The 18,257-nt window shown below is 67.0% G+C and carries 20 protein-coding genes; 9 read left to right on the forward strand and 11 right to left on the reverse strand.

What is annotated here, in order from left to right; all coding sequences use genetic code 11:
• Positions 1 to 43 precede the first annotated feature (43 nt).
• Positions 44 to 1,009 (forward strand): TerC family protein, encoded by a 966-nt coding sequence (locus Q9246_RS20990; protein WP_306392760.1) that lies wholly within the window; start codon positions 44 to 46, stop codon positions 1,007 to 1,009.
• 47 nt (positions 1,010 to 1,056) lie between these two features.
• Here the strand turns inward: Q9246_RS20990 and Q9246_RS20995 are convergent, their stop codons facing one another.
• From Q9246_RS20995 to egtD, 3 genes are read right to left on the reverse strand one after another with little or no spacing between them, the layout of a single operon-like run.
• Positions 1,057 to 2,004 (reverse strand): YihY/virulence factor BrkB family protein, encoded by a 948-nt coding sequence (locus Q9246_RS20995; RefSeq protein WP_306392761.1) that lies wholly within the window; start codon positions 2,002 to 2,004, stop codon positions 1,057 to 1,059.
• Positions 2,001 to 3,227, reverse strand: a complete 1,227-nt coding sequence (egtB, locus tag Q9246_RS21000) for an ergothioneine biosynthesis protein EgtB (protein ID WP_306392762.1) — start codon at positions 3,225 to 3,227, stop codon at positions 2,001 to 2,003. Before egtB ends, Q9246_RS20995 begins: the two co-directional genes overlap by 4 nt.
• Positions 3,224 to 4,192, reverse strand: coding sequence for an L-histidine N(alpha)-methyltransferase (egtD, locus tag Q9246_RS21005; RefSeq protein WP_306392763.1), 969 nt, complete (start codon positions 4,190 to 4,192; stop codon positions 3,224 to 3,226). Before egtD ends, egtB begins: the two co-directional genes overlap by 4 nt.
• 175 nt (positions 4,193 to 4,367) lie before the next feature.
• Between egtD and Q9246_RS21010 the strand changes: the two genes are divergently transcribed.
• The 6 genes from Q9246_RS21010 to Q9246_RS21035 all read left to right on the forward strand — a co-directional run bounded on the left by Q9246_RS21010 (position 4,368) and on the right by Q9246_RS21035 (position 8,812).
• Positions 4,368 to 5,246 (forward strand): putative selenate ABC transporter substrate-binding protein, encoded by an 879-nt coding sequence (locus tag Q9246_RS21010; protein ID WP_306392764.1) that lies wholly within the window; start codon positions 4,368 to 4,370, stop codon positions 5,244 to 5,246.
• A gap of 7 nt (positions 5,247 to 5,253) precedes the next feature.
• Positions 5,254 to 6,069 (forward strand): phosphonate ABC transporter ATP-binding protein, encoded by an 816-nt coding sequence (locus Q9246_RS21015; RefSeq protein ID WP_306392765.1) that lies wholly within the window; start codon positions 5,254 to 5,256, stop codon positions 6,067 to 6,069.
• On the forward strand, positions 6,069 to 6,887 hold the full coding sequence (locus Q9246_RS21020; RefSeq protein WP_306392767.1) for a PhnE/PtxC family ABC transporter permease: 819 nt from the start codon (positions 6,069 to 6,071) through the stop codon (positions 6,885 to 6,887). The genes Q9246_RS21015 and Q9246_RS21020 overlap by 1 nt, the downstream gene beginning before the upstream one ends.
• Positions 6,884 to 7,678, forward strand: coding sequence for a phosphonate ABC transporter, permease protein PhnE (gene phnE / locus Q9246_RS21025; protein ID WP_306392769.1), 795 nt, complete (start codon positions 6,884 to 6,886; stop codon positions 7,676 to 7,678). Before Q9246_RS21020 ends, phnE begins: the two co-directional genes overlap by 4 nt.
• An 11-nt stretch (positions 7,679 to 7,689) precedes the next feature.
• The gene (locus Q9246_RS21030) at positions 7,690 to 8,334 is read left to right on the forward strand and encodes an ABC transporter ATP-binding protein (protein ID WP_306392770.1); all 645 of its coding nucleotides are present in this window, start codon (positions 7,690 to 7,692) and stop codon (positions 8,332 to 8,334) included.
• 187 nt (positions 8,335 to 8,521) lie between these two features.
• Positions 8,522 to 8,812, forward strand: a complete 291-nt coding sequence (locus Q9246_RS21035) for a hypothetical protein (protein WP_306392771.1) — start codon at positions 8,522 to 8,524, stop codon at positions 8,810 to 8,812.
• Positions 8,813 to 8,829: 17 nt separating this feature from the next.
• Here Q9246_RS21035 and Q9246_RS21040 read toward each other — a convergent pair whose 3' ends face one another.
• A complete protein-coding gene (locus Q9246_RS21040) occupies positions 8,830 to 9,282 on the reverse strand; it encodes a hypothetical protein (protein WP_306392772.1) in 453 nt (150 codons plus the stop codon).
• A gap of 276 nt (positions 9,283 to 9,558) precedes the next feature.
• Between Q9246_RS21040 and Q9246_RS21045 the strand changes: the two genes are divergently transcribed.
• Positions 9,559 to 10,665: an AI-2E family transporter gene (locus tag Q9246_RS21045; protein ID WP_306392774.1), complete on the forward strand. Its 1,107-nt coding sequence runs from the start codon at positions 9,559 to 9,561 to the stop codon at positions 10,663 to 10,665.
• On the opposite strand, the gene Q9246_RS21050 is transcribed toward Q9246_RS21045, so the two are convergent.
• The 5 genes from Q9246_RS21050 to Q9246_RS21070 all read right to left on the reverse strand — a co-directional run bounded on the left by Q9246_RS21050 (position 10,639) and on the right by Q9246_RS21070 (position 15,158).
• The gene (locus Q9246_RS21050) at positions 10,639 to 11,601 is read right to left on the reverse strand and encodes a Ppx/GppA phosphatase family protein (protein WP_306392777.1); all 963 of its coding nucleotides are present in this window, start codon (positions 11,599 to 11,601) and stop codon (positions 10,639 to 10,641) included. The two genes, Q9246_RS21045 and Q9246_RS21050, sit on opposite strands and share 27 nt — an antisense overlap.
• A 100-nt stretch (positions 11,602 to 11,701) precedes the next feature.
• Positions 11,702 to 12,886, reverse strand: a complete 1,185-nt coding sequence (locus Q9246_RS21055; RefSeq protein ID WP_306392778.1) for a GGDEF domain-containing protein — start codon at positions 12,884 to 12,886, stop codon at positions 11,702 to 11,704.
• On the reverse strand, positions 12,876 to 13,151 hold the full coding sequence (locus Q9246_RS21060; protein WP_306392779.1) for a hypothetical protein: 276 nt from the start codon (positions 13,149 to 13,151) through the stop codon (positions 12,876 to 12,878). Before Q9246_RS21060 ends, Q9246_RS21055 begins: the two co-directional genes overlap by 11 nt.
• 97 nt (positions 13,152 to 13,248) lie before the next feature.
• Positions 13,249 to 13,881, reverse strand: a complete 633-nt coding sequence (locus Q9246_RS21065; RefSeq protein WP_306392780.1) for an exopolysaccharide biosynthesis protein — start codon at positions 13,879 to 13,881, stop codon at positions 13,249 to 13,251.
• A gap of 176 nt (positions 13,882 to 14,057) precedes the next feature.
• Positions 14,058 to 15,158, reverse strand: coding sequence for an alkene reductase (locus Q9246_RS21070; protein WP_306392781.1), 1,101 nt, complete (start codon positions 15,156 to 15,158; stop codon positions 14,058 to 14,060).
• A gap of 126 nt (positions 15,159 to 15,284) precedes the next feature.
• Between Q9246_RS21070 and Q9246_RS21075 the strand changes: the two genes are divergently transcribed.
• Positions 15,285 to 16,217 carry a LysR family transcriptional regulator gene (locus tag Q9246_RS21075; RefSeq protein WP_306392782.1) on the forward strand — a complete coding sequence of 311 codons (933 nt, stop codon included), beginning with the start codon at positions 15,285 to 15,287 and terminating at the stop codon, positions 16,215 to 16,217.
• Here Q9246_RS21075 and Q9246_RS21080 read toward each other — a convergent pair.
• Positions 16,195 to 17,169, reverse strand: coding sequence for a tripartite tricarboxylate transporter substrate binding protein (locus tag Q9246_RS21080; protein WP_306392784.1), 975 nt, complete (start codon positions 17,167 to 17,169; stop codon positions 16,195 to 16,197). The genes Q9246_RS21075 and Q9246_RS21080 overlap by 23 nt on opposite strands.
• 18 nt (positions 17,170 to 17,187) lie before the next feature.
• A complete protein-coding gene (locus Q9246_RS21085) occupies positions 17,188 to 18,249 on the reverse strand; it encodes a porin (protein WP_306392786.1) in 1,062 nt (353 codons plus the stop codon).
• Positions 18,250 to 18,257 lie beyond the last annotated feature (8 nt).

Genomic DNA, 18,257 nt, shown 5'->3' on the forward strand with positions numbered 1-18,257 from the left:
CCCAATGGAGGATTGTCATGCCTGTCTTTACAAGGAGAGCCCGATGAACGGCCTGGAAACCATCGCAAGCCCCATGATGTGGGCCGCCTTCGTCGGCTTCGTGCTGGTCATGCTGGCGCTCGACCTGTTCGTCTTCGGCGGCAACAAGGCGCACAAGGTCAGCGTCAAGGAAGCCGGCATCTGGTCGCTGGTCTGGGTCAGCCTGGCGCTGATCTTCAATGCCGGCCTGTATTTCTACCTGAAGGACACCGCCGGCGCCGAGATCGCGAGCCAGAAATCGCTCGAATTCTTCTCGGGCTACCTGATCGAGAAAGCGCTGTCGGTCGACAACGTGTTCGTGTTCCTGCTGATCTTCACCGCCTTCCAGGTGCCGCAGCAGTACCAGCGCCGGGTCCTGATCTATGGCGTGCTGGGCGCCATCATCATGCGCGCGGTCATGATCAGCGCCGGCGCCTGGGTCGTCAGCGAATTCAGCTGGGTGCTGTACCTGTTCGGCGCCTTCCTGCTGTTCACCGGTATCCGCATGCTGGTGGCGGTCGATGAAGAACCGGACGTGGCCAACAACCCGATCCTCAAGCTGGCGCGCAAGCACCTGCGGGTGGCCGATGGCGACCATGGCGAGAAGTTTTTCATCCGCAAGGATGGCCTGCGCTACGTGACGCCGCTGTTCCTGGTGCTGATCCTGATCGAGGTGACCGACCTGATCTTCGCGGTGGACTCGATCCCAGCGATCTTCGCGATCACCACCGACCCGTTCATCGTGTTCACCTCGAACATGTTCGCGATCCTGGGCTTGCGTGCGCTGTACTTCCTGCTGGTCGACGTGGCGGACCGCTTCCACCTGCTCAAGTATGGCCTGGCCATGGTGCTGACCTTCATCGGCGTCAAGATGCTGATCATGCCGTGGTATCACGTGCCGGTGCAGGCTTCGCTGACCGTGGTTGCGGTGCTGATTGCCGGTAGCTGCATCGCCAGCCTGATGATCAAGCCGAAAGACGAGCAGAAGTAATTGTAGGGTGGGCGGCCATGCCGCCCACGCGTCCAAACCGGCCAGCATTATCCCCGCGCGAGCGGCGGAATATCGCAGGTCGGTTTTTCCGGCGGCGTACTGCCGCCGGCCTGCCCCACCCGCTCGTACTCGGCGATCACCTGCGCTCCCAGCAGCAGCAGGGTCGCAGCGATCTCCAGCGAAAACATCACCACGATCGCGGTTGTCATCGAGCCATACACCAGGTTCACCTGCGACAGGGTCGAGAAATACCAGACCAGCACGTGGCGCGCGACTTCCCACAGCAGCGCCGCCGTCGCGCCGCCGATGAAGGCATGCCAGATCGACAGCCGCCCCACCGGCATCACCAGGTAGATCGAGGTCAGCACCAGGATCTCGCCCGCCAGTCCCAGCAGATACAGCAGCACGCCCGACACCCCGTTCAGCGACCATTTATAGTTGAACAGCCACACGCTTTCGGTGCCCATCACCTGCAGCGCGCCGGCCACCAGGGTGACGACCATGATCCCGATCCCCAGCGCCACGATATAGCAGTACGGCAGCACTGCCGACACCATGAAATGGCGGCGCCGTGTCGCCACCCGGTGCACGAAGATCACGCTCATCGCATTCTCGAGCACGGTAAACGCCAGCGAGCTGAAAAACAGCATGGTCAGCGCCAGCACCCAGGTCAGGATCTGGCGGTCTTGCAGGAAGTTGGCGACCTCGGTCACGATCGGCCGCGACTGGCCCGGTACCAGCAGCTCGAGGTAGCGGCGCAGGGTGTCGAGCAGTTCGACCGGATCGAGGAAGTGCGACAGCACCACCACCACCAGCATCAGGAAGGGCACGATCGACAGCAGCGCGTAGTACGCCACGGCGCCGGCCAGCAGCAGGCCCTGGTTGGCGCGAAAGCCCCTCAGCACCTGCACGGTGAACTTGAGGGGGTGTTGCAGGATATAGATATTGGCGCGCTGGTCTTTCAGGCGCGCGCGCCAGTCACGCCGGCGGCTCATCTTGCCAGCCGGATGCCGGTGAACTGCCAGCGCGCGCCGGACGGGAAGAAGTTGCGGTAGCTGGTGCGCGCGTGGCCTTCGGGCGTGGCGCAGGACGAGCCGCGCAGCACGTACTGGTTGACCATGAACTTGCCGTTGTACTCGCCGATCGCGCCCGGCGCCGGCGCATAGCCGGGATACGGGGCGTAGCTACTGCCGGTCCACTGCCAGCAGGCGCCGAACATCTGCTGCAGGCCCGCGCCGCTGGCGGCCGCCGGATGGTGCAGCGGCAGGCCCCGCAGGATCGCCTGGCGCGCCGCGAATTCCCATTCTGCCTCGGTCGGCAGGCGCGCGTCGCGCCAGCGCGCATAGGCGTCGGCCTCGTACAGCGAGACGTGGGTGACGGGGCGCTCGGGGTCGAGCGGCTGCAGGCCGTGCAGGGTGAATTCGTGCCAGCCGGCGTCGGTGTCGACCCAGTACAGCGGCCGCGCGATCTCGCCCGAACATACCCGGTCCCAGCCCTCGGCCAGCCATAGCGCCGGGTCGCGGTAGCCGCCGGCCTCGATGAATTCGCGGTACTCGCCATTCGTGACCAGGCGTGAGGCCAGCGCGAACGGCGCTACATAGGTGCGGTGGCGCGGAAGTTCGTTGTCGAAGCAAAAGCCGTCGCCCTTGTGCCCGATCTCGGCCAGGCCGCCTTCGAACGGCAGCCATTCCAGCGGCGGCGCCGCGGTCGATGCCGCCAAGGCTTCGGCCGCATAGGCCGGATACAGCGGATTCTGCGCCAGCAGGTGCTTGACGTCGGTGAGCATCAATTCCTGGTGCTGCTGCTCGTGCTGCAGGCCCAGTTCGACCAGGGCCGCGAGGTCGGGCGCGATGCCCTGCTCCAGCAGCGCTGCCATGCGGCGATCGACATCGTGGCGATAGGCCCTGACCTCGCCCATGGAAGGCCGCGTGAGCAGGCCCCTGTGCGGGCGCGGATGCCTGGCGCCGACACCGTTGTAATAGGAGTTGAACAGCACCCGAAACGCCGGGTGGAACGGCGTGAAGCCGGTCTCGCGCGGCTCGAGGATGAAGGTCTCGAAGAACCAGGTGGTATGCGCCAGATGCCATTTGATCGGGCTGGCGTCGGGCATCGACTGCGCGCAGCAGTCTTCGTCCGACAGCCTGTCCGCCAGTTGCAGCGAGCGGCCGCGCACCTTCTCGAACAGGCGTGGCAGGCCTTCGTCGCGCAGCATGTTCATGCCGGTATCGCCTGGGCGTGGATGACCGCGAACCAGCGCTGTGGATCCGTCCACACCCGGGTCGCCTCGAAGCCGGAACGTTCCAGCAGCTGGATTGCATCGGCCTGCTGGTATTTGTAGCTGTTCTCGGTGTGGATGCAGTCGCCCGCTTCGAAGCGGCGCGCGCCGCCGCGCCACGTCACTTCTTGCGCGCTGCGCGCTTCCAGGTGCATCTCCACGCGGCCGCGCGCGGCGTTATAGAAGCCGTGGTGCTTCCATTGGCGGATGTCGAAGTCGGCGTCGACCAGCCGGTTCACGTGGCGCAGGATGTTCAGGTTGAAGGCGCCGGTCACGCCCAGCGCGTCGTCGTAGGCGGCGTCGAGCGTGGCTTTATCCTTGACCAGGTCGATCCCGATCAGCAGGCCGCCATCGGGACCGCACTGGGCGCGCAGGCGGGTCAGGAAGGCTTGCGCGTGCTCGGGCGTGAAGTTGCCGATCGACGAGCCCGGGTAGAAGAACAGGCGGCGCCCGGCGTTCACCAGCTCGGGCAGCTCGAAGCGGTTCGAGAAATCCATGCCCAGCGCTTCCATCGCGATTTTCGGGAAGCGCTGGCGCAGGCGGGCCAGGGCGTCATGCACGAATTCGGCCGAGATGTCGACCGCCACGTACTGGGCCGGCTGCAGCAGCGGGAACAGGCTGGCGGCTTTGGCGCAGTTGCCGGCGCCGAGGTCGATCAGGGTCGTTCCGGTACCGGCCACGCGCGCGATTTCGGCGCCGTGGCGCTCGAAGATGGCCGCCTCGGTGCGGGTCGGATAATACTCGGGCAGTTCGCAGATGGCTTCGAACAGCTTGGAGCCGAGGGCGTCGTACAGGAATTTGGGAGAAATGCAGGCGTCGTCGGCTTGCAGGCCGGCGTGCAGTTCGTCGGCTTCGTGGGCGTTGGCGATGGAAGCTCCCACTTCTACATGTGTACAGGAAGTCAGCATAAGGTTTATCATTCGTGCCGCCACGCCGCACCATGCGAGATGGCCAGGCCAGTGCCTGATAATGTTGCCGGTTTTGCTATCATAGCGGATTCCCCGGATTCGCCATGTTCGCGACCCGTTCAACCGTGCTGCCCCGTGGGGGCGCCGCGTCCACTCAACTTATACAAGAGCCATCATGACCCTGTCCATCCGTCGTCAAGTCCTGAAAACCCTGTGCGCTGCCGTCGCCGGCACCATGCTGGTCGCGGGCGCCGCCTCCGCCCAGAGCAATGGCGTCCTGCGCGTCTCGGCCATCCCCGACGAATCGCCGACCGAACTGCAGCGCAAGTTCAAGCCGCTGGGCGAATACCTGGCCAAGGCCACCGGCCTCAAGGTCGAGTTCACCCCGGTGACCGACTACGCGGCCTCGGTCGAAGGCCTGGTCAACCGCAAGATTGACATGGTCTGGTTCGGCGGCTTCACCTTCGTCCAGGCGAACGTGCGCAGCAAGGGCCAGGTGACTCCGCTGGTGCAGCGCGAAGAAGACGAGAAATTCCGCTCGGTCTTCATTACCACCGTGCCCGGCATCAACAAGCTGGAAGACCTGAAGGGCAAGACCCTGGCCTTCGGCTCGGAATCGTCGACCTCGGGCCACCTGATGCCGCGCTCGTTCTTGCTGCAAGCCAAAGTCAACCCGGACACTGACCTGAAACGCGTCGCATTCTCGGGCGCGCACGACGCCACCGTGGCGGCCGTGGCCGGCGGCAAGGTCGATGCCGGCGCACTGAACATCTCGGTCTGGGAGAAGCTGGTCGAAAGCAAGAAGGTCGATCCGAAGCAGGTGCGCGTGTTCTATACCACCCCGGGCTACTTCGACTACAACTGGACCGTGCGCAGCGACATGGATCCGGCACTCAAGAAGAAGATCACCGACGCCTTCCTGGCGCTGGATGGCTCGACCGCCCAGGGCAAGGAAATCCTGGACCTGCAGCGCGCCACCAGGTTCGTGCCGACCAAGACCGCCAACTACGGCGCGATCGAAGCCGCCGCGCGCAATGCGGGCCTGCTGAAGTAAGTCCGTCGTGGCGACCTACCGCCTGCGCGGCCTGACCGTGCGCCACCTGGCCGGCAGCCGCGCGCCGGCCCTGCACGCGCTCGACCTCACGATCCGCGCCGGCGAGCAGCTCGCCCTGATCGGCCCTTCCGGGGCCGGCAAGACCACCCTGCTCTCGACCCTGGCCTGCGCCCACCGCCCGAGCGAGGGTGCGCTGGACATCTTCGACCAGGATCCCTGGCAGTTGAGCCAGGCCGAGCGCCATCGCCTGCGCGCGCGCCTGTTCCTGGCGCCACAGGCGCCGCCGCTGCCGCCGCGCCAGCGCGTGGTGACGGCGGTGCTGGCCGCGCGGCTGCCGCACTGGTCGCTGTGGCAGGCACTGGCTTCGCTGGTGCGCCCGCGCGATCCGGAGGCCGCGTTCACGGCGCTCTCGCGCTTCGGCCTCGGCGACAAGCTGTATGCCCGGGTCGACCGCCTGTCCGGCGGCGAACGCCAGCGCTGCGGCCTGGCGCGCCTGCTGCTGTCGAATGCCGAGTCGCTGCTGGTCGACGAGCCGATATCGGCGCTCGATCCGGCGCTGGCGCGCCATACGCTGGCCGCGCTGCGCCAGGAGGCGCAGGGGCGCAATGCGACCCTGGTGTGCAGCCTGCACCAGGTCGACCTGGCGCGCGAACAGTTCGCCCGCCTGGTGGGCCTGCGCGACGGCCGCATCGTGTTCGACGCTGCCAGCAGCGACGTCAGCGACGCCATGATCGCCGAGCTGTACGCCAACGAAAAAGTGCAGCCGGCCGGCGAGCGGCCGCACGATACGCCCGGCCAGATCGCCGTCGGCGCCTGCTTCTGATGGACCGTCATCCCGATCCCGCGTGGCGCGGCCGCGTCACCTGGGCCGTCGTCTTCCTCATCCTGCTGTACCCGCTGCTGGCCGCCAGCGAATTCAAGCCCTGGCTGCTGTTCGACGCGCAAAGCCTGCGCGCGGCGGGGATGTTCCTGCGCGACTTCCTGGTGCCGGCCCACGACCCGGAATTCCTGGCCATGGTGCTGCGCGAGACCTGGCAGACGGTGGCCATCGCCACCGCCGGCCTCACGCTGGCGCTGCTGGTCGCGGTGCCGGCCACTTTCGTCATCAGCGAGCGGCTGTCGATCTCGCGCCTGGGCACCGGGCGCGTGCATCCGTTCGCGGCCGCGGTGCGCCAGCTGCTGCGCTGGATCCTGATGATCCTGCGCTCGGTGCCCGAACTGGTGTGGGCGCTGCTGTTCGTGCGCATCGTCGGCCTGGGCCCGACCGCCGGCGTGCTGGCGATCGCGCTCTCGTACAGCGGCATGCTGGCCAAGGTGTATGCCGAAATCCTCGAGTCGAGCGACGCCCATGCCACCGACGTCCTGCTCGCCAACGGCAGCGCGCGCCTGCCGGCCCTGCTGTACGGCGCCCTGCCGGATTCGAGCCCCGAGCTCGTGTCGTACACAGTGTACCGCTGGGAATGTGCAATCCGCGGCTCGGCGGTGATGGGTTTCGTCGGCGCCGGCGGCCTGGGCCAGCGTCTCGATGAGTCGACCAAGATGATGGCCGGCGGCGAAGTCGCCACCATGCTGATCGTGTTCGTGCTGCTGGTGGCGGCCGCCGACCTGGTGTCGAGAATGCTGCGCCGGAGGCTGGGATGACGCGGTCCGTCATGCCTCCACCACCGCCGCGCGACGTCAAGACCTGGCTGGTGCTCGCTGGCCTGGCGGCGCTGGTGGTAGCCAGCTTCGCCTCGCTGCCGCTGCAGTGGAGCGCCTTCCTCACCGCCGAGGCGATCGATTCGGCGCGCGAATTCCTGGCCGGTTTCGCGCCGCCCGAAACCGCGACGCCGTTCCTGCAAAAAACGCTGGTCGCGCTGTGGGAGACGCTGGCCATGTCGGCCATCGGCACCCTGCTGGCCGCCATCGTCGGCCTGCCGCTGGCGCTGGCCGGGGCCGGGCGCCTGGGCCTGGTCGCACGCGGCGTCACGCGCCTGGTGCTCAATGTGCTGCGCTCGATCCCCGAGCTGGTATGGGCCGCGGTGCTGCTGGTGCTGGCCGGCCTGGGGCCGATGGCCGGCACCATGGCGCTGGCCGCGCATACGGCCGGGGTGCTGGGACGCCTGTTCGCCGACGCCCTGGAAAACGTCGAGCCGCACGCCGAGCAGACGCTGCGCACCAACGGCGCGCGGCCGCTGGCGGCCTTCCTGTACGCTACGCTGCCCCAGGCGCTGCCGCAGATGCTGTCGTACACGCTGTACCGCTGGGAGAACAATATCCGCGCGGCGGCGGTGCTGGGCGTGGTCGGGGCCGGGGGCCTGGGCCAGATGCTGAAGTACCACCTGTCGCTGTTCCAGATGCCCAGCGCGGCCACCGTGGTGATCGCGATGCTGGTGCTGGTGGCGCTGGTCGATGCCGCCAGCTATGCGCTGCGGCGCGCCCTGACCCGTTAATCCTTTTCCGCATGCTCGAACTCGACCAGCTCACCAAATCGTATGGCGGCCGCACGGTGCTGTCGCAACTCTCGCATGTGTTCAAGGCCGGCGAATTCGTGGCGATCATGGGCGAATCCGGGGTCGGCAAATCGACGCTATTGAACCTGATCGCGGGCCTCGACACGCCGGACAGCGGCCAGGTGATCGTCGACGGCACGCCAATCTCGCGCCTGGACGACGATGCCGCCACCCGCCTGCGGCGCACCCGCATGGGCTTCATCTTCCAGGCCTTCCACGTGCTGCCGCACCTGACGCTGCGCCAGAACGTGGCGCTGCCGCTGCTGCTCAACAAGGCGCCGGGCGAGCGCGCCGACGCCATGCTGGACGCCGTCGGCCTGCACGGCCGGGGCGGCGATTTCCCGCGCCAGCTATCGGGCGGCGAACTGCAGCGGGTGGCGATCGCGCGCGCCCTGGTGCACCGTCCGGCCCTGCTGCTGGCCGATGAACCGACCGGCAACCTCGACCCGGAAACGGCCGAGAGCATCCTCCAACTGCTGCGCCAGGAAACCCGCGCCCACGGCGCCGGCGCCATCATGGTGACCCACTCGCATGCCGCGGCCGCCATGGCCGACAAGGTGTTGCTACTGACGCATTCCGGCCTGAAATTGGCATAAATTCCTGGAAGAAACGCGCAGTTAAGGCATTTTTAGTTAAATTTCGCGAATCGTGCGCAACATAATCGTAGTAATATCACAACGACCCGCCGCGATAAGCCTTCAGGAGTGCTTGTAAAAACAGGCAGGGCCATTTCCAGAACCAGTCGATCTGTCTTGAATCATGTTTTCATATTGGAGAAACGACATGAGCGTCCGACAGAAAAAACAGGAAATGCTCGATGCCATGCATCGAGCGCGCGCCCTCGAGCCATCGAGTTTTGTGCCCAACAAATTGCTCGATACATTAATCGAGCGTATGCAACTGAAAAACGATGCGGAACTGTGCCGCATCCTTGAAGTGCAGCCGCCGATCATCAGCAAGATCCGCCACCGCAAATTGAATGTCGGCGCGACGATCCTGCTGCGCATGCACGAGAAATCGAATATCCCGATCCGCGAGCTGAAAGAGCTGACCAGCGCATCGGCCGTCCATTAGCGCCGCATCGGCCGAGTTCACCCCTGGGCCGGCGGCCGCCCGGTCTTGAGCTGAGGCAGCGCCGCCAGCACACCCTGCAGGGTGGCCACGTCGAGCTGGCCCAGCAGGGCCACGCCAATGCGCAGCAATTCACTCTTCTTGACGTCGATGCCGGCACGCAGGCAGGCCTGCTTGACCTCGAGCAGCACCGCGTATTCCGGCTCGGGCATGGTGAAACTGTCGCGCACCAGCACCGGACGCGCGTCCTGGAACGGCGCGCGCTCCAGCGCTGGCGTGCGCGCCGCAGGCTTGCCGGCTGCCTTGGACATGGGCTTCCTGGCGAGCGCCTTCGCGGCCGTCTTGACCGCGGTCTTGAGTCCCGCCCTGGTCGGCGCTGCCTTGGCCGGAACGGACCTGGTCGCGGTCTTCTTGACCGGCCTGGCCTTGCTTGCCACCTTTGGTTCGGGCGCGGCGGCTGGCTTGCGTGGCATGTGTGCTCCATCACTGAAAGGGCAAACAATATAAACGATTTATCCCGCTTTCGGTAGGGATGCGTACATACTGCGCGCGATTGCCATCGGTGACGCGAATCGGTGTCACAATACCATCTTCACTCGGACTCGCTTCGGTTTTATCGAAGTAATGATTCGGTAAACTCCGCTTTTATGGGAAAGCAACCTGTATTATTCTTTCGAGCGGACAACTCTGCTGTAAACTCTGCACGACGTAGTATTTTTTGAGGAAAACGTGATTCGATCCGGGCCAGTATGCGCAACAAAGCTCATTTGATCTTGCCGGTGGTGTTCGCCGCCGCCCTGGCTTTCCTGTTGCAACACTTTCTCGGCTCGATCGCCTGGGCCGGCCTGCTGGCGGTGATCACCTGGCCGCTGCACCAGCGCCTGCTGCGGCGCGGCTGGGCGCCGCTGGCCAGCGCCAGCTTCATGCTGCTGCTGCTGATCGTCAGCTTCGTCGGACCGTCGGTGCTGCTGTTCCATACCCTCACCTACGAGCTGGCCAGCCTGCAGCGCCTCCTGATCAGCTTCAACCAGACCGGCGTCCCGGTTCCCGACTGGCTGGCCAACCTGCCGCTGGTGGCCGAACCGGCCGTCAAGTGGTGGCTCGAGCATCTCGCCGTGCCGGGCGGCCTCAATGCGCTGGTGCGCACCACGGTGGGCGACTTCATGCCGCACCTGACCGATACCGCGCGGGTGTGGGGATCGACCATCCTGGCCAATGCCCTGTATTTATTCCTGACCCTGCTGACCCTGTTCGTGCTGTACCTGCACGGCGCCGCCGTGCTGCACTACCTCGACCGCGCCGGCGCGCGCCTGCTGCCCGACCAGTACGGCAAGCTGCGGCGCGTGCTGCCGCTGTCGGTGCGCGGCACCGCACTGGGCCTGGGCTCGATCGCGATCCTGGAAGGCATCGTGCTGGGCGTGGCCTACTGGGTGGCCGGCGCGCCGGCCCCGGTGCTGCTGGGCGTGATCACCGGCTACCTGGCCCTGATCCCGGGCGGCGCGCCGCTGTCGTTCACGATGGTCTCGCTGCTGCTGTTCGGCCAGGGCCATTCGGCCGAGGCACTCGGCCTGTTCACCTGGGGCGCGGTCGAGCTGTTCCTGGTCGACAAATTCATCCGCCCGAAACTGATCGGTCAGCGCGTCAACCTGCCCTTCCTGGCGGTGCTGTTCGGCCTGCTGGGCGGCGTCTCGACGCTGGGCGTGATCGGCCTGTTCGTCGGGCCGCTGATGATGGCGATCCTGTTCGGCTGGCTGCGCGACGAGCCGCCGGGCACCGCCCATCTGGTATCGCCGGTCGTCCCACAGCCGCTGGTCCAGCCGGTCGCCGAGTCAGGCGACACCGAGCGGACTCGCTAGCGCATTCACCGCCACGGCGCGCTGGTGCAGGTCCCACAGCGCGCCCACGCGCAGGCCGGCATTCACCGCGACCAGCGCGGCGATGTCGAGTTCTTCCATCAATCCGATCAAGATCGCCAGCCCGCCCGGCAGGTGCGAGACCCTTTCGGCCGCCGCATGGGCCAGCCGCACCCGCGCCACGTGGCCATGCGCGATGAAGTTCGCGCGCAGGCGTTCGAGGCCGGCGCGCGACAGCTGTCCTTCCGGCTCGCCCTGCAGTTGCGCAATCTCGGCCAGCGCGCGCACCGTGCCGCAGGCGCCATATACCAGTTGCCAGCGCTGCGCGCCCAGCCTGGCCTCGGCGAAGCGGCTGCGGCTCGAGCGCACCGCGGCATCGAAGGCGGCGGCGTCCAGGTTGCCGTCGGCGAAGAAGGTCAGGCTCTGGCGCACCGCGCCGATGGCGAACGACTCGATGCGCCGGATCGCGGCGCCCTGGCCCAGCACCAGTTCGGTCGCGCCGCTGCCGATGTCCACCACCAGCCGCGGCCCGTCGTCGTGCGCGCCCAGCGTGGTCGCCACGCCCAGGTAGACCAGGCGCCCGACTTCGTCACCGGCGATGATCTCGATCGGCCGCCCCAGGGCCTTGCCGGCTGCGGGCAGGAATAGCGCCGCATTGCGCGCCATGCGCAGGGCCGAGGTCGCAACCACGCGGACCGCCTGCGGACGCCAGGCGTCGAGCACACCGCGAAACGCATCGAGACAGGCCAGCGCGCGGCGCATGGCCGCCGTGCACAGCATGCCGTCCTCGTCGAGCGTCGCAGCCAGCCGCACCGGCTCGGCCAGCGTCGCGACCAGGTGCAGGGCGCCGTCCTCGAAGCGCCCGACGTGCAGGCGGAAACTGTCGGAGCCGAGCTCGACAGCGGCGTAGATGGGTGATTCGGTATCGGAAGCGTGCATGACCTGTCCATGTGAACAGGCGGCAGGATAAGCCCCGGGCATGACAGGCGCGTGACCTGTCGAAACCCGCCAGCGCCCTCTCTCCCCTATGGCAGAGCGGTCACACCTCGGCTGCGGCTTCGCTGGCCTGGGCCACGCGGTTGCGCCCGCCCTCCTTGGCCTGGCGCAAGGCCTCGTCGGCGCGCTGAAACAGGGTCGTGGTGCTGTCCTCGGGGCGGATGGTGGTGACGCCGAAGCTGGCGGTCAGCTTGATCATCGCGCGCTCGCTCTTGACCGGGGTCGACTCGATCGCGGCGCGGATGCGCTCGGCCACCAGCGCCGCTTCCGCCAGGTTGGTGCGCGGCAGCAGCAGCGCGAACTCGACCCCGACCACGCGACCCAGCTGGTCGCTGTCGCGCAGCTGGCGTCGGCACAGCTCGACGATCTGGCGCAGCACGACGTCGCCCGCCGGATGGCCGTAGCTGTCGTTGACGCGCTTGAAGCCGTCCGGGTCGAACACGACCAGCGCGGTCGGCAATCCGGGGCGACGGGCCAGCGCCATCCACGGCGCCAGCAGCTGAAAGAAGCCGCGCCGGTTCGGCGCATCGGTCAGCGGATCGACGATCTCGGCGCGCTCGAGCGCGTCCTGCAGGCGCTCGCGGGTCAGCAGCAGCACGCCGAAGGCATTGCCGAGCATGAGCAGGTACAGGGCGCCGCTGGAGAGCTGGCCCAGCAGCTCGCTGGTGAGCCAGCCCCAGCCGCCCGGGAGCAGCAGCACCGACAGGCCGCGTGAGGCCACCACCAGGGCCAGCGCCATGCTGGCCAGCGCCAGGAAGCGCTGCAGCAGGCTGGCGTCACGCCAGCGCCAGCCGAGCGCCAGCGCGCCCGAAAAATAGAAGCCGCCCAGCAGCAGCGAGGCCGCGACCGCGCGCAAGCCTTCTTCGTCGACCAGGTAGCACAGGAAGAACGCGAGGATCGCCAGGCCGCCGACCACCATGGTCGGGGTGCGCCAGGCGCGCCGGCGCGCGGCTTCCCACGAGGCGCCGCCCTCCACCGCCACGCCGGCGAACAGCAGCGCATAGCCGACCGGCACCGAAATCGGGGACGGCACCACGCCGGCGTCGCCCAGGGCCAGCAATAGCCATGCGCCGCCCTGGATCTGTTTCGACAGGCTCCACAGCACCAGCGCCGGCGAGCGGGTCGGTCCGTGGTTGAAGAAGGTCAGCAGCGCGCACAGGGTCAGGTTGCCCAATGCCAGTACCAGGACCATGGTCGACGCGTCTAGCATCATTGTGTCAGTACTCATGTTCGACGTTCAGGGTGCCGTCGCCGACCTTGCTGGCCCAGGCGCGGATGAAATAATCCCGCTCCGCGTCCAGGGGCGGTTCGTGCCAGAACACGATCAGGGTGCCCTTGTGATCGTGAATCTGGGTCACTTTCTCGACAAAGCCGCCCTGGCCCGCCGCATCCGCCAGCGCCATCGCGTAGCCATACACGCGCTGCAGCCGCTCGAGCCGGTCGGGCTCGGACATGCCATTGGTCGCCGTCATGGTGGGATGGTCCAGGAACATGGGGTCTCCGTCGAAGAGGCCAGCTTATCAGAAGAAGATGCTTTGCAACAAGCCAGCTCTGCCGCTCCGACGTTGCTCCCGGACATCAACCGCTGGATTAACCTGCGAAGCGGTTGAACACCTCGCGCGCGGCCAGGCCGCCACCGCCGATCAGCACGGCGAAATACAGCATGGTCAGCACATTGCTGATATGGCCCAGCAGGATGCACAGGCCGTCGCGCTGCAGCAGGCCGATGGCGAGGAACAGGATGGCCACCGCCGGGAAGGTATTGCTGAACGGGATCAGGCCGAACGGCATCATCAGCAACACGGCGCCCAGGATCAGGGCCGCGTTGTTGAAGAAGGCGACCGGGCCTTCGGCCACCAGCCACTGGATGCGGTTCGGACGGCTGACGCGCTCGAGCTTCTTGAGCCAGGACAGCGCCTTGCGCAGCAGCGGGCGCAGCTTGCGGGTGCCGATCACGCGGTGCGACAGCTTCGACGGGATCCACAGGTCGCGCCCGAACAGGCGGCTGACGCTGATCAACAGGATGGCGGCGCCGAACACGGTGCTGACGCCGGGGATCGAGATCGGGATCAGGAATACCAGGGTCAGCAGGGTAACCAGGATCAGCAAGCCGTCGTTGCCGACGCGGTGGATCAATTCGCTGAGCGTGATGCCGGTGCGCGGCATGTCGCGGACCAGCGAGCGCAGGCGCTGGGAAACTGGTTCATTGTAGATGGTGTTCATGTCGTCCTGATGTCGTGAATTGTGCGGGGACGCCTGGGCCTCGCCAGTGCGTCCAAACGACAGTATAGCTGGGCAGCTGCCGCGGCGGCCCAGCTACAGGATAGAACAGCCCAACAATGCAGAAAATTACGCCCAGGCGCCCACCGCGATCCAGGCAATGGCGCCGGATGGAAGCGTCAGGCCGCGGCCGGATAATCGATATAGCCTTCGGACCCGCCGCCATAGTAAGTGGCGCGGTCGGGCATCGCCAGCGCGATGCCGCGTTCGAGACGTCGCACCAGGTCGGGGTTGGCGATGAACGGCTGGCCGAACGCCGCCAGGTCGATCGTGCCTTCGTCCACCAGGCGCCGGGCCCGCTCGTTGGTCATGGCGCCGGCCAGGATCAGCGTGCCGGTATAGGCCGCGCGGAACCGGCGCAGGAAAGGCTCGCCGATCACCGGCGCGCCCAGCGCCCAGTTGTCGTTCAGGTGCACGTACACGATGCCGCGCTGCCCCAGCGCCGCCGCCAGGTGCAGGTAGGTCGCTTCGTTGGCGTCGTAGGCCGGCATGTCGAACTGGCGATTGTTCGGTGCCAGGCGCACGCCCACGCGCTCCGGCCCGATCGCGGTGGCGATGGCGTCGACCGTCTCGAGCAGGAAGCGCGCGCGGTTGTCCAGCGTACCGCCATACTGGTCGCTGCGGTCATTGAGCACGGGATTGAGAAACTGTTCGAACAGGTAGCCATTGGCGGCATGGATCTCGATGCCGTCGAAGCCGGCCGCGATTGCATTCCTGGCAGCGGCCACGAAGTCGGCCGTGACGCGCGCCACCTCGTCGGTCGCCAGCGCGCGCGGCGGGGTCGGGTCGGCAAACCCGGGACTGCCGTCTTCCAGGTACACGAAGGCCTTGTTCTTGTCGGTCCGGGCTGGCGCGGTCGTGCCAACGCTGACCGGAGCGCCGCCATCCGGCTGCAGCGAGGCGTGCGACATCCGGCCGACATGCCAGATCTGGGCGAAGATCGTGCCGCCTTCCTCGTGCACGGCATCGGTGACCAGCTTCCAGCCGGCAACCTGCTGCGCCGACCAGATCCCGGGGACGCCGATATAGCCCTGGCCCTCGGGCGACACCGGCGTGCCTTCCGACACAATCAGGCCGGCGCCAGCACGCTGGCGGTAATACAGGGCGGTGCGGCTGTCGGCCACCAGGTCGGGATTGCGCGAACGCGTCATCGGCGCCATCGCGATATGGTTCGCCAGCTTGCGCGGGCCGAGCTCATAGGGCTGGAACAACTTGGTCAAGACGGGACTCCTTGAAGATTGGTCGAGCAATCATTCTATGGGAGACATAAAAGCGGATAAACCGGCTCCACCTCACAACACTGTAGAATCGAGAGCTACAATTAACGCAGGAAGAAAGATATTGTCATGGCTGTGATCGACCCGCTGGGCGGCATCAGAACCTTCATCGCAGCGGCCAGGGCCGGCAGCTTCACCGCGGCCGCCGCCGAGCTGGACGTCAGCAAGTCCGCGGTCGGAAAAAGCATCGCGCGGCTCGAGGAGCGCCTGCGGATCAAACTGTTCCACCGCACCACGCGCCGGCTCGCGCTGACCGTCGACGGCGAAGCGTATTACGCGACCTGTGCGGCGGCGCTGGGCGAGATCCAGGCCATGGAGGACACTCTGGCGGCGCGTTCCGGCGTGCCGGGCGGTCGCCTGCGCATCGATCTTCCGATGTTCTACGGCCGCAGGGTCGTACTGCCGGTGCTGCTGCGGATGTCCCAGCGCTATCCCCAGGTGCAGCTGACCGTGACCTTCAGCGACGACCTGATCGACCCGGTAAAGGAAGGGGTCGACTTGCTGATCCGGTTCGGACCATTGCCGGATGCAAGCGCACTGGTCGCGCGCAGCCTGGGGCGGCAGCAACTGGTCACCTGCGCCGCGCCCGGCTACCTGGCGGCGTCCGGCACGCCCGCCACAGTACCGGACCTGATGCGGCACCAGTGCATCGTCGGCTACCGGCGCGGCCAGCCGCTCGGCTGGTCGTTCTACGACGCAGGCGGCAAGGTGACGCGCTGCGCGCCGCCACCGACGCACCAGTTCGACGATGGTGAGGCCATCCTCGGCGCCGCCCTGGCTGGTTGCGGCCTGTGCCAGTTGCCGCGCTCGCTGCTCGAGGCGAATCTGGCCGACGGATCGCTGGTCGCGGTGCTGGGCGACGTCTCCGCTTACATGGAAGTCAACCTGCTCTGGCCCAGAACCCGCCACGTGCTGCCCAAGGTGCGCTGGCTGGTCGATGAGCTGGTCTGCTTGCGTGAAAAAGGTGAGCTGGACTGCCCTAGCGCTCCCGCAACAGCTTGAACTGACGGGCCTGTCGGTGATGGCCGGCCACCGACTGTTCGATATAGCGGGTCAGCGCATCACCGGTCAGCGAGAACGGATACAGCCCGGCGCGCGCCCGCTTCTCGGCGAATTTCGGGTTGGCCTCCATATTGGCGAAGGCCTGCACCCAGCGCCGGTAGTCGGCCTCGCGCACGTCCGGCCCCATCCACACGCCGCGGATTACCGGCCACACGACATCGTAGCCCTGCTCGCGCGCGGTCTTCACATCGGCCAGCGCGCCCGGCAGGCGCCGTTCGGACAGCACCGCCAGCACCCGCACCTGGCCGCCGCGGGTGTGCAGCAGCGCTTCGGAGGTGTCGCCCGACACCGCCTGCACGTGGTTTTCCTGCATCGCGATGAATTGTTCGCCGCCGCCCTCGAGCGCAACGAAACGCATCTTGCGCGGGTCGATGCCGGCCATCCGCGCCAGCAAGGCCATCTTGATCCAGTCCTGGCTGCCGACGGTGCCCGACATGCCGATCAGGACCTTCTTCGGATCGCGCTTCAGGGCATTCAACAGGTCGTCCAGCGTGCGCCAGGGGGAATCGGCGCGCACCGCGACCATGCCGTAGTCGGCGCCGAAGGCCGCCACCCAGCGCACATCCTTGACCTCGGCGTCGCCGAACTTGCCCAGCGCGAGATTCAGCACCGAGCCGCCGGAGAAGGTAACCAGGGTATTGGGTTCGGCGCGGCGCTGCGAGACGATCGTGTGCCAGGCCACGGCGCCCACGCCGCCCGGCAGGTAGCTCAGCGCCAGCTCAGGGGCGCCGGGCTGGCCGTGCAGGGCTTTCTGGGCCAGCTTGCAGGTCAGGTCCATGCCGCCGCCGGGCTTCGAGGGGATCAGGCATTCGGCGGCGCGCGGCTGGGCAGCGGCCGGCTGGCAGGCCAGGACCAGGCCAACCGACAGGAAAAAGATGCGCATGAAGTTCATGCCGCCATCATAGCGCGCTCAGAAGCGGTGCTGCATGCCGGCCGTGATGCCGCTCTGGCGCGTTCCATATCCCTGATCGTCGCGCGACAGGCCGACCAGCTGGCCGTGATCGGCTTTCGCGTGCGCCAGCGACAAATACAGGTCGGTGCGCTTCGACAGCGCCAGCATGCCACGCACCACGAACAGCGTCGGATCGGCATCCTCGAAGGCCGGCAGGTCCCTGGTGTTGACGTGATACACGGCGCCGGTCAGCGTGACGTTGTCGATCGTGCGCGTGATCCCGCCCCATACCGTATCGGCGCGCAGGTCGGCGCCCGCGCGGGCTGCATCGAACCGGTAGCCGCGCATGCCGGCCGTGTAGCGCCACTTGCCGGTGCGGTAATCGGCGCCAAGGTGGTAAGCCCTGGTCTCGTCGTGCGCAGGGAGGCCCGCGACCGCATTGCCATTGATTTGCTCGTAAGACGCCATCAGGCCCAGGCCGTCGGCGCCGAACCACGAGCCGCCGACCGCCAGCTTGCGCCCTTCGGCCAGGCTGCCCGAGCGTTCGCCCAGGCCGACCGTGGCGCCATAGGTAAACCCTCCGCTTTTGCCCGTGTACTTGACCAGGTTGTCGAACTGGGTCGTCATGCCGTACTTCGACGGTCCGGTGGCGCTGGCGCCGGTGGCCCAGGAATAATTGGGGGCGAAGCCGAGCGGGTCGAACTTGATCACCAGTTCATAGGTGGTGGTGAACGAGCGCCCGATCACCAGGCGCCCGAGCGAACCGTCCAGGCCGACCCAGGCCTGGCGCTTGAAGATGGCGCCGTCGCTGGCGCCGGTATCCATCAGGATGCCGCCTTCGAGCTGCCAGATCGCCTTCAGGCCGCCGCCCAGGTCTTCGCTGCCGCGGAAACCCCAGCGCGAGGTGTTCTTGCCGCCCGAGACGACGCGCACCATATTGCCGCCGTCTTCCTGGGCGTGATTGACGTACTCGACGCCGGCGTCGATCAGGCCATAGACCTGCACGTTGCTTTGGGCGTGGGCGGAATGGTCGAGGGAAAGCGCTGCCAGGACGGCGAGCGCGAGGGCCGAATGCTTCATGCTGTCTC

The organism is Telluria beijingensis, assembly GCF_030770395.1.
GTDB lineage: Bacteria > Pseudomonadota > Gammaproteobacteria > Burkholderiales > Burkholderiaceae_D > Telluria > Telluria beijingensis.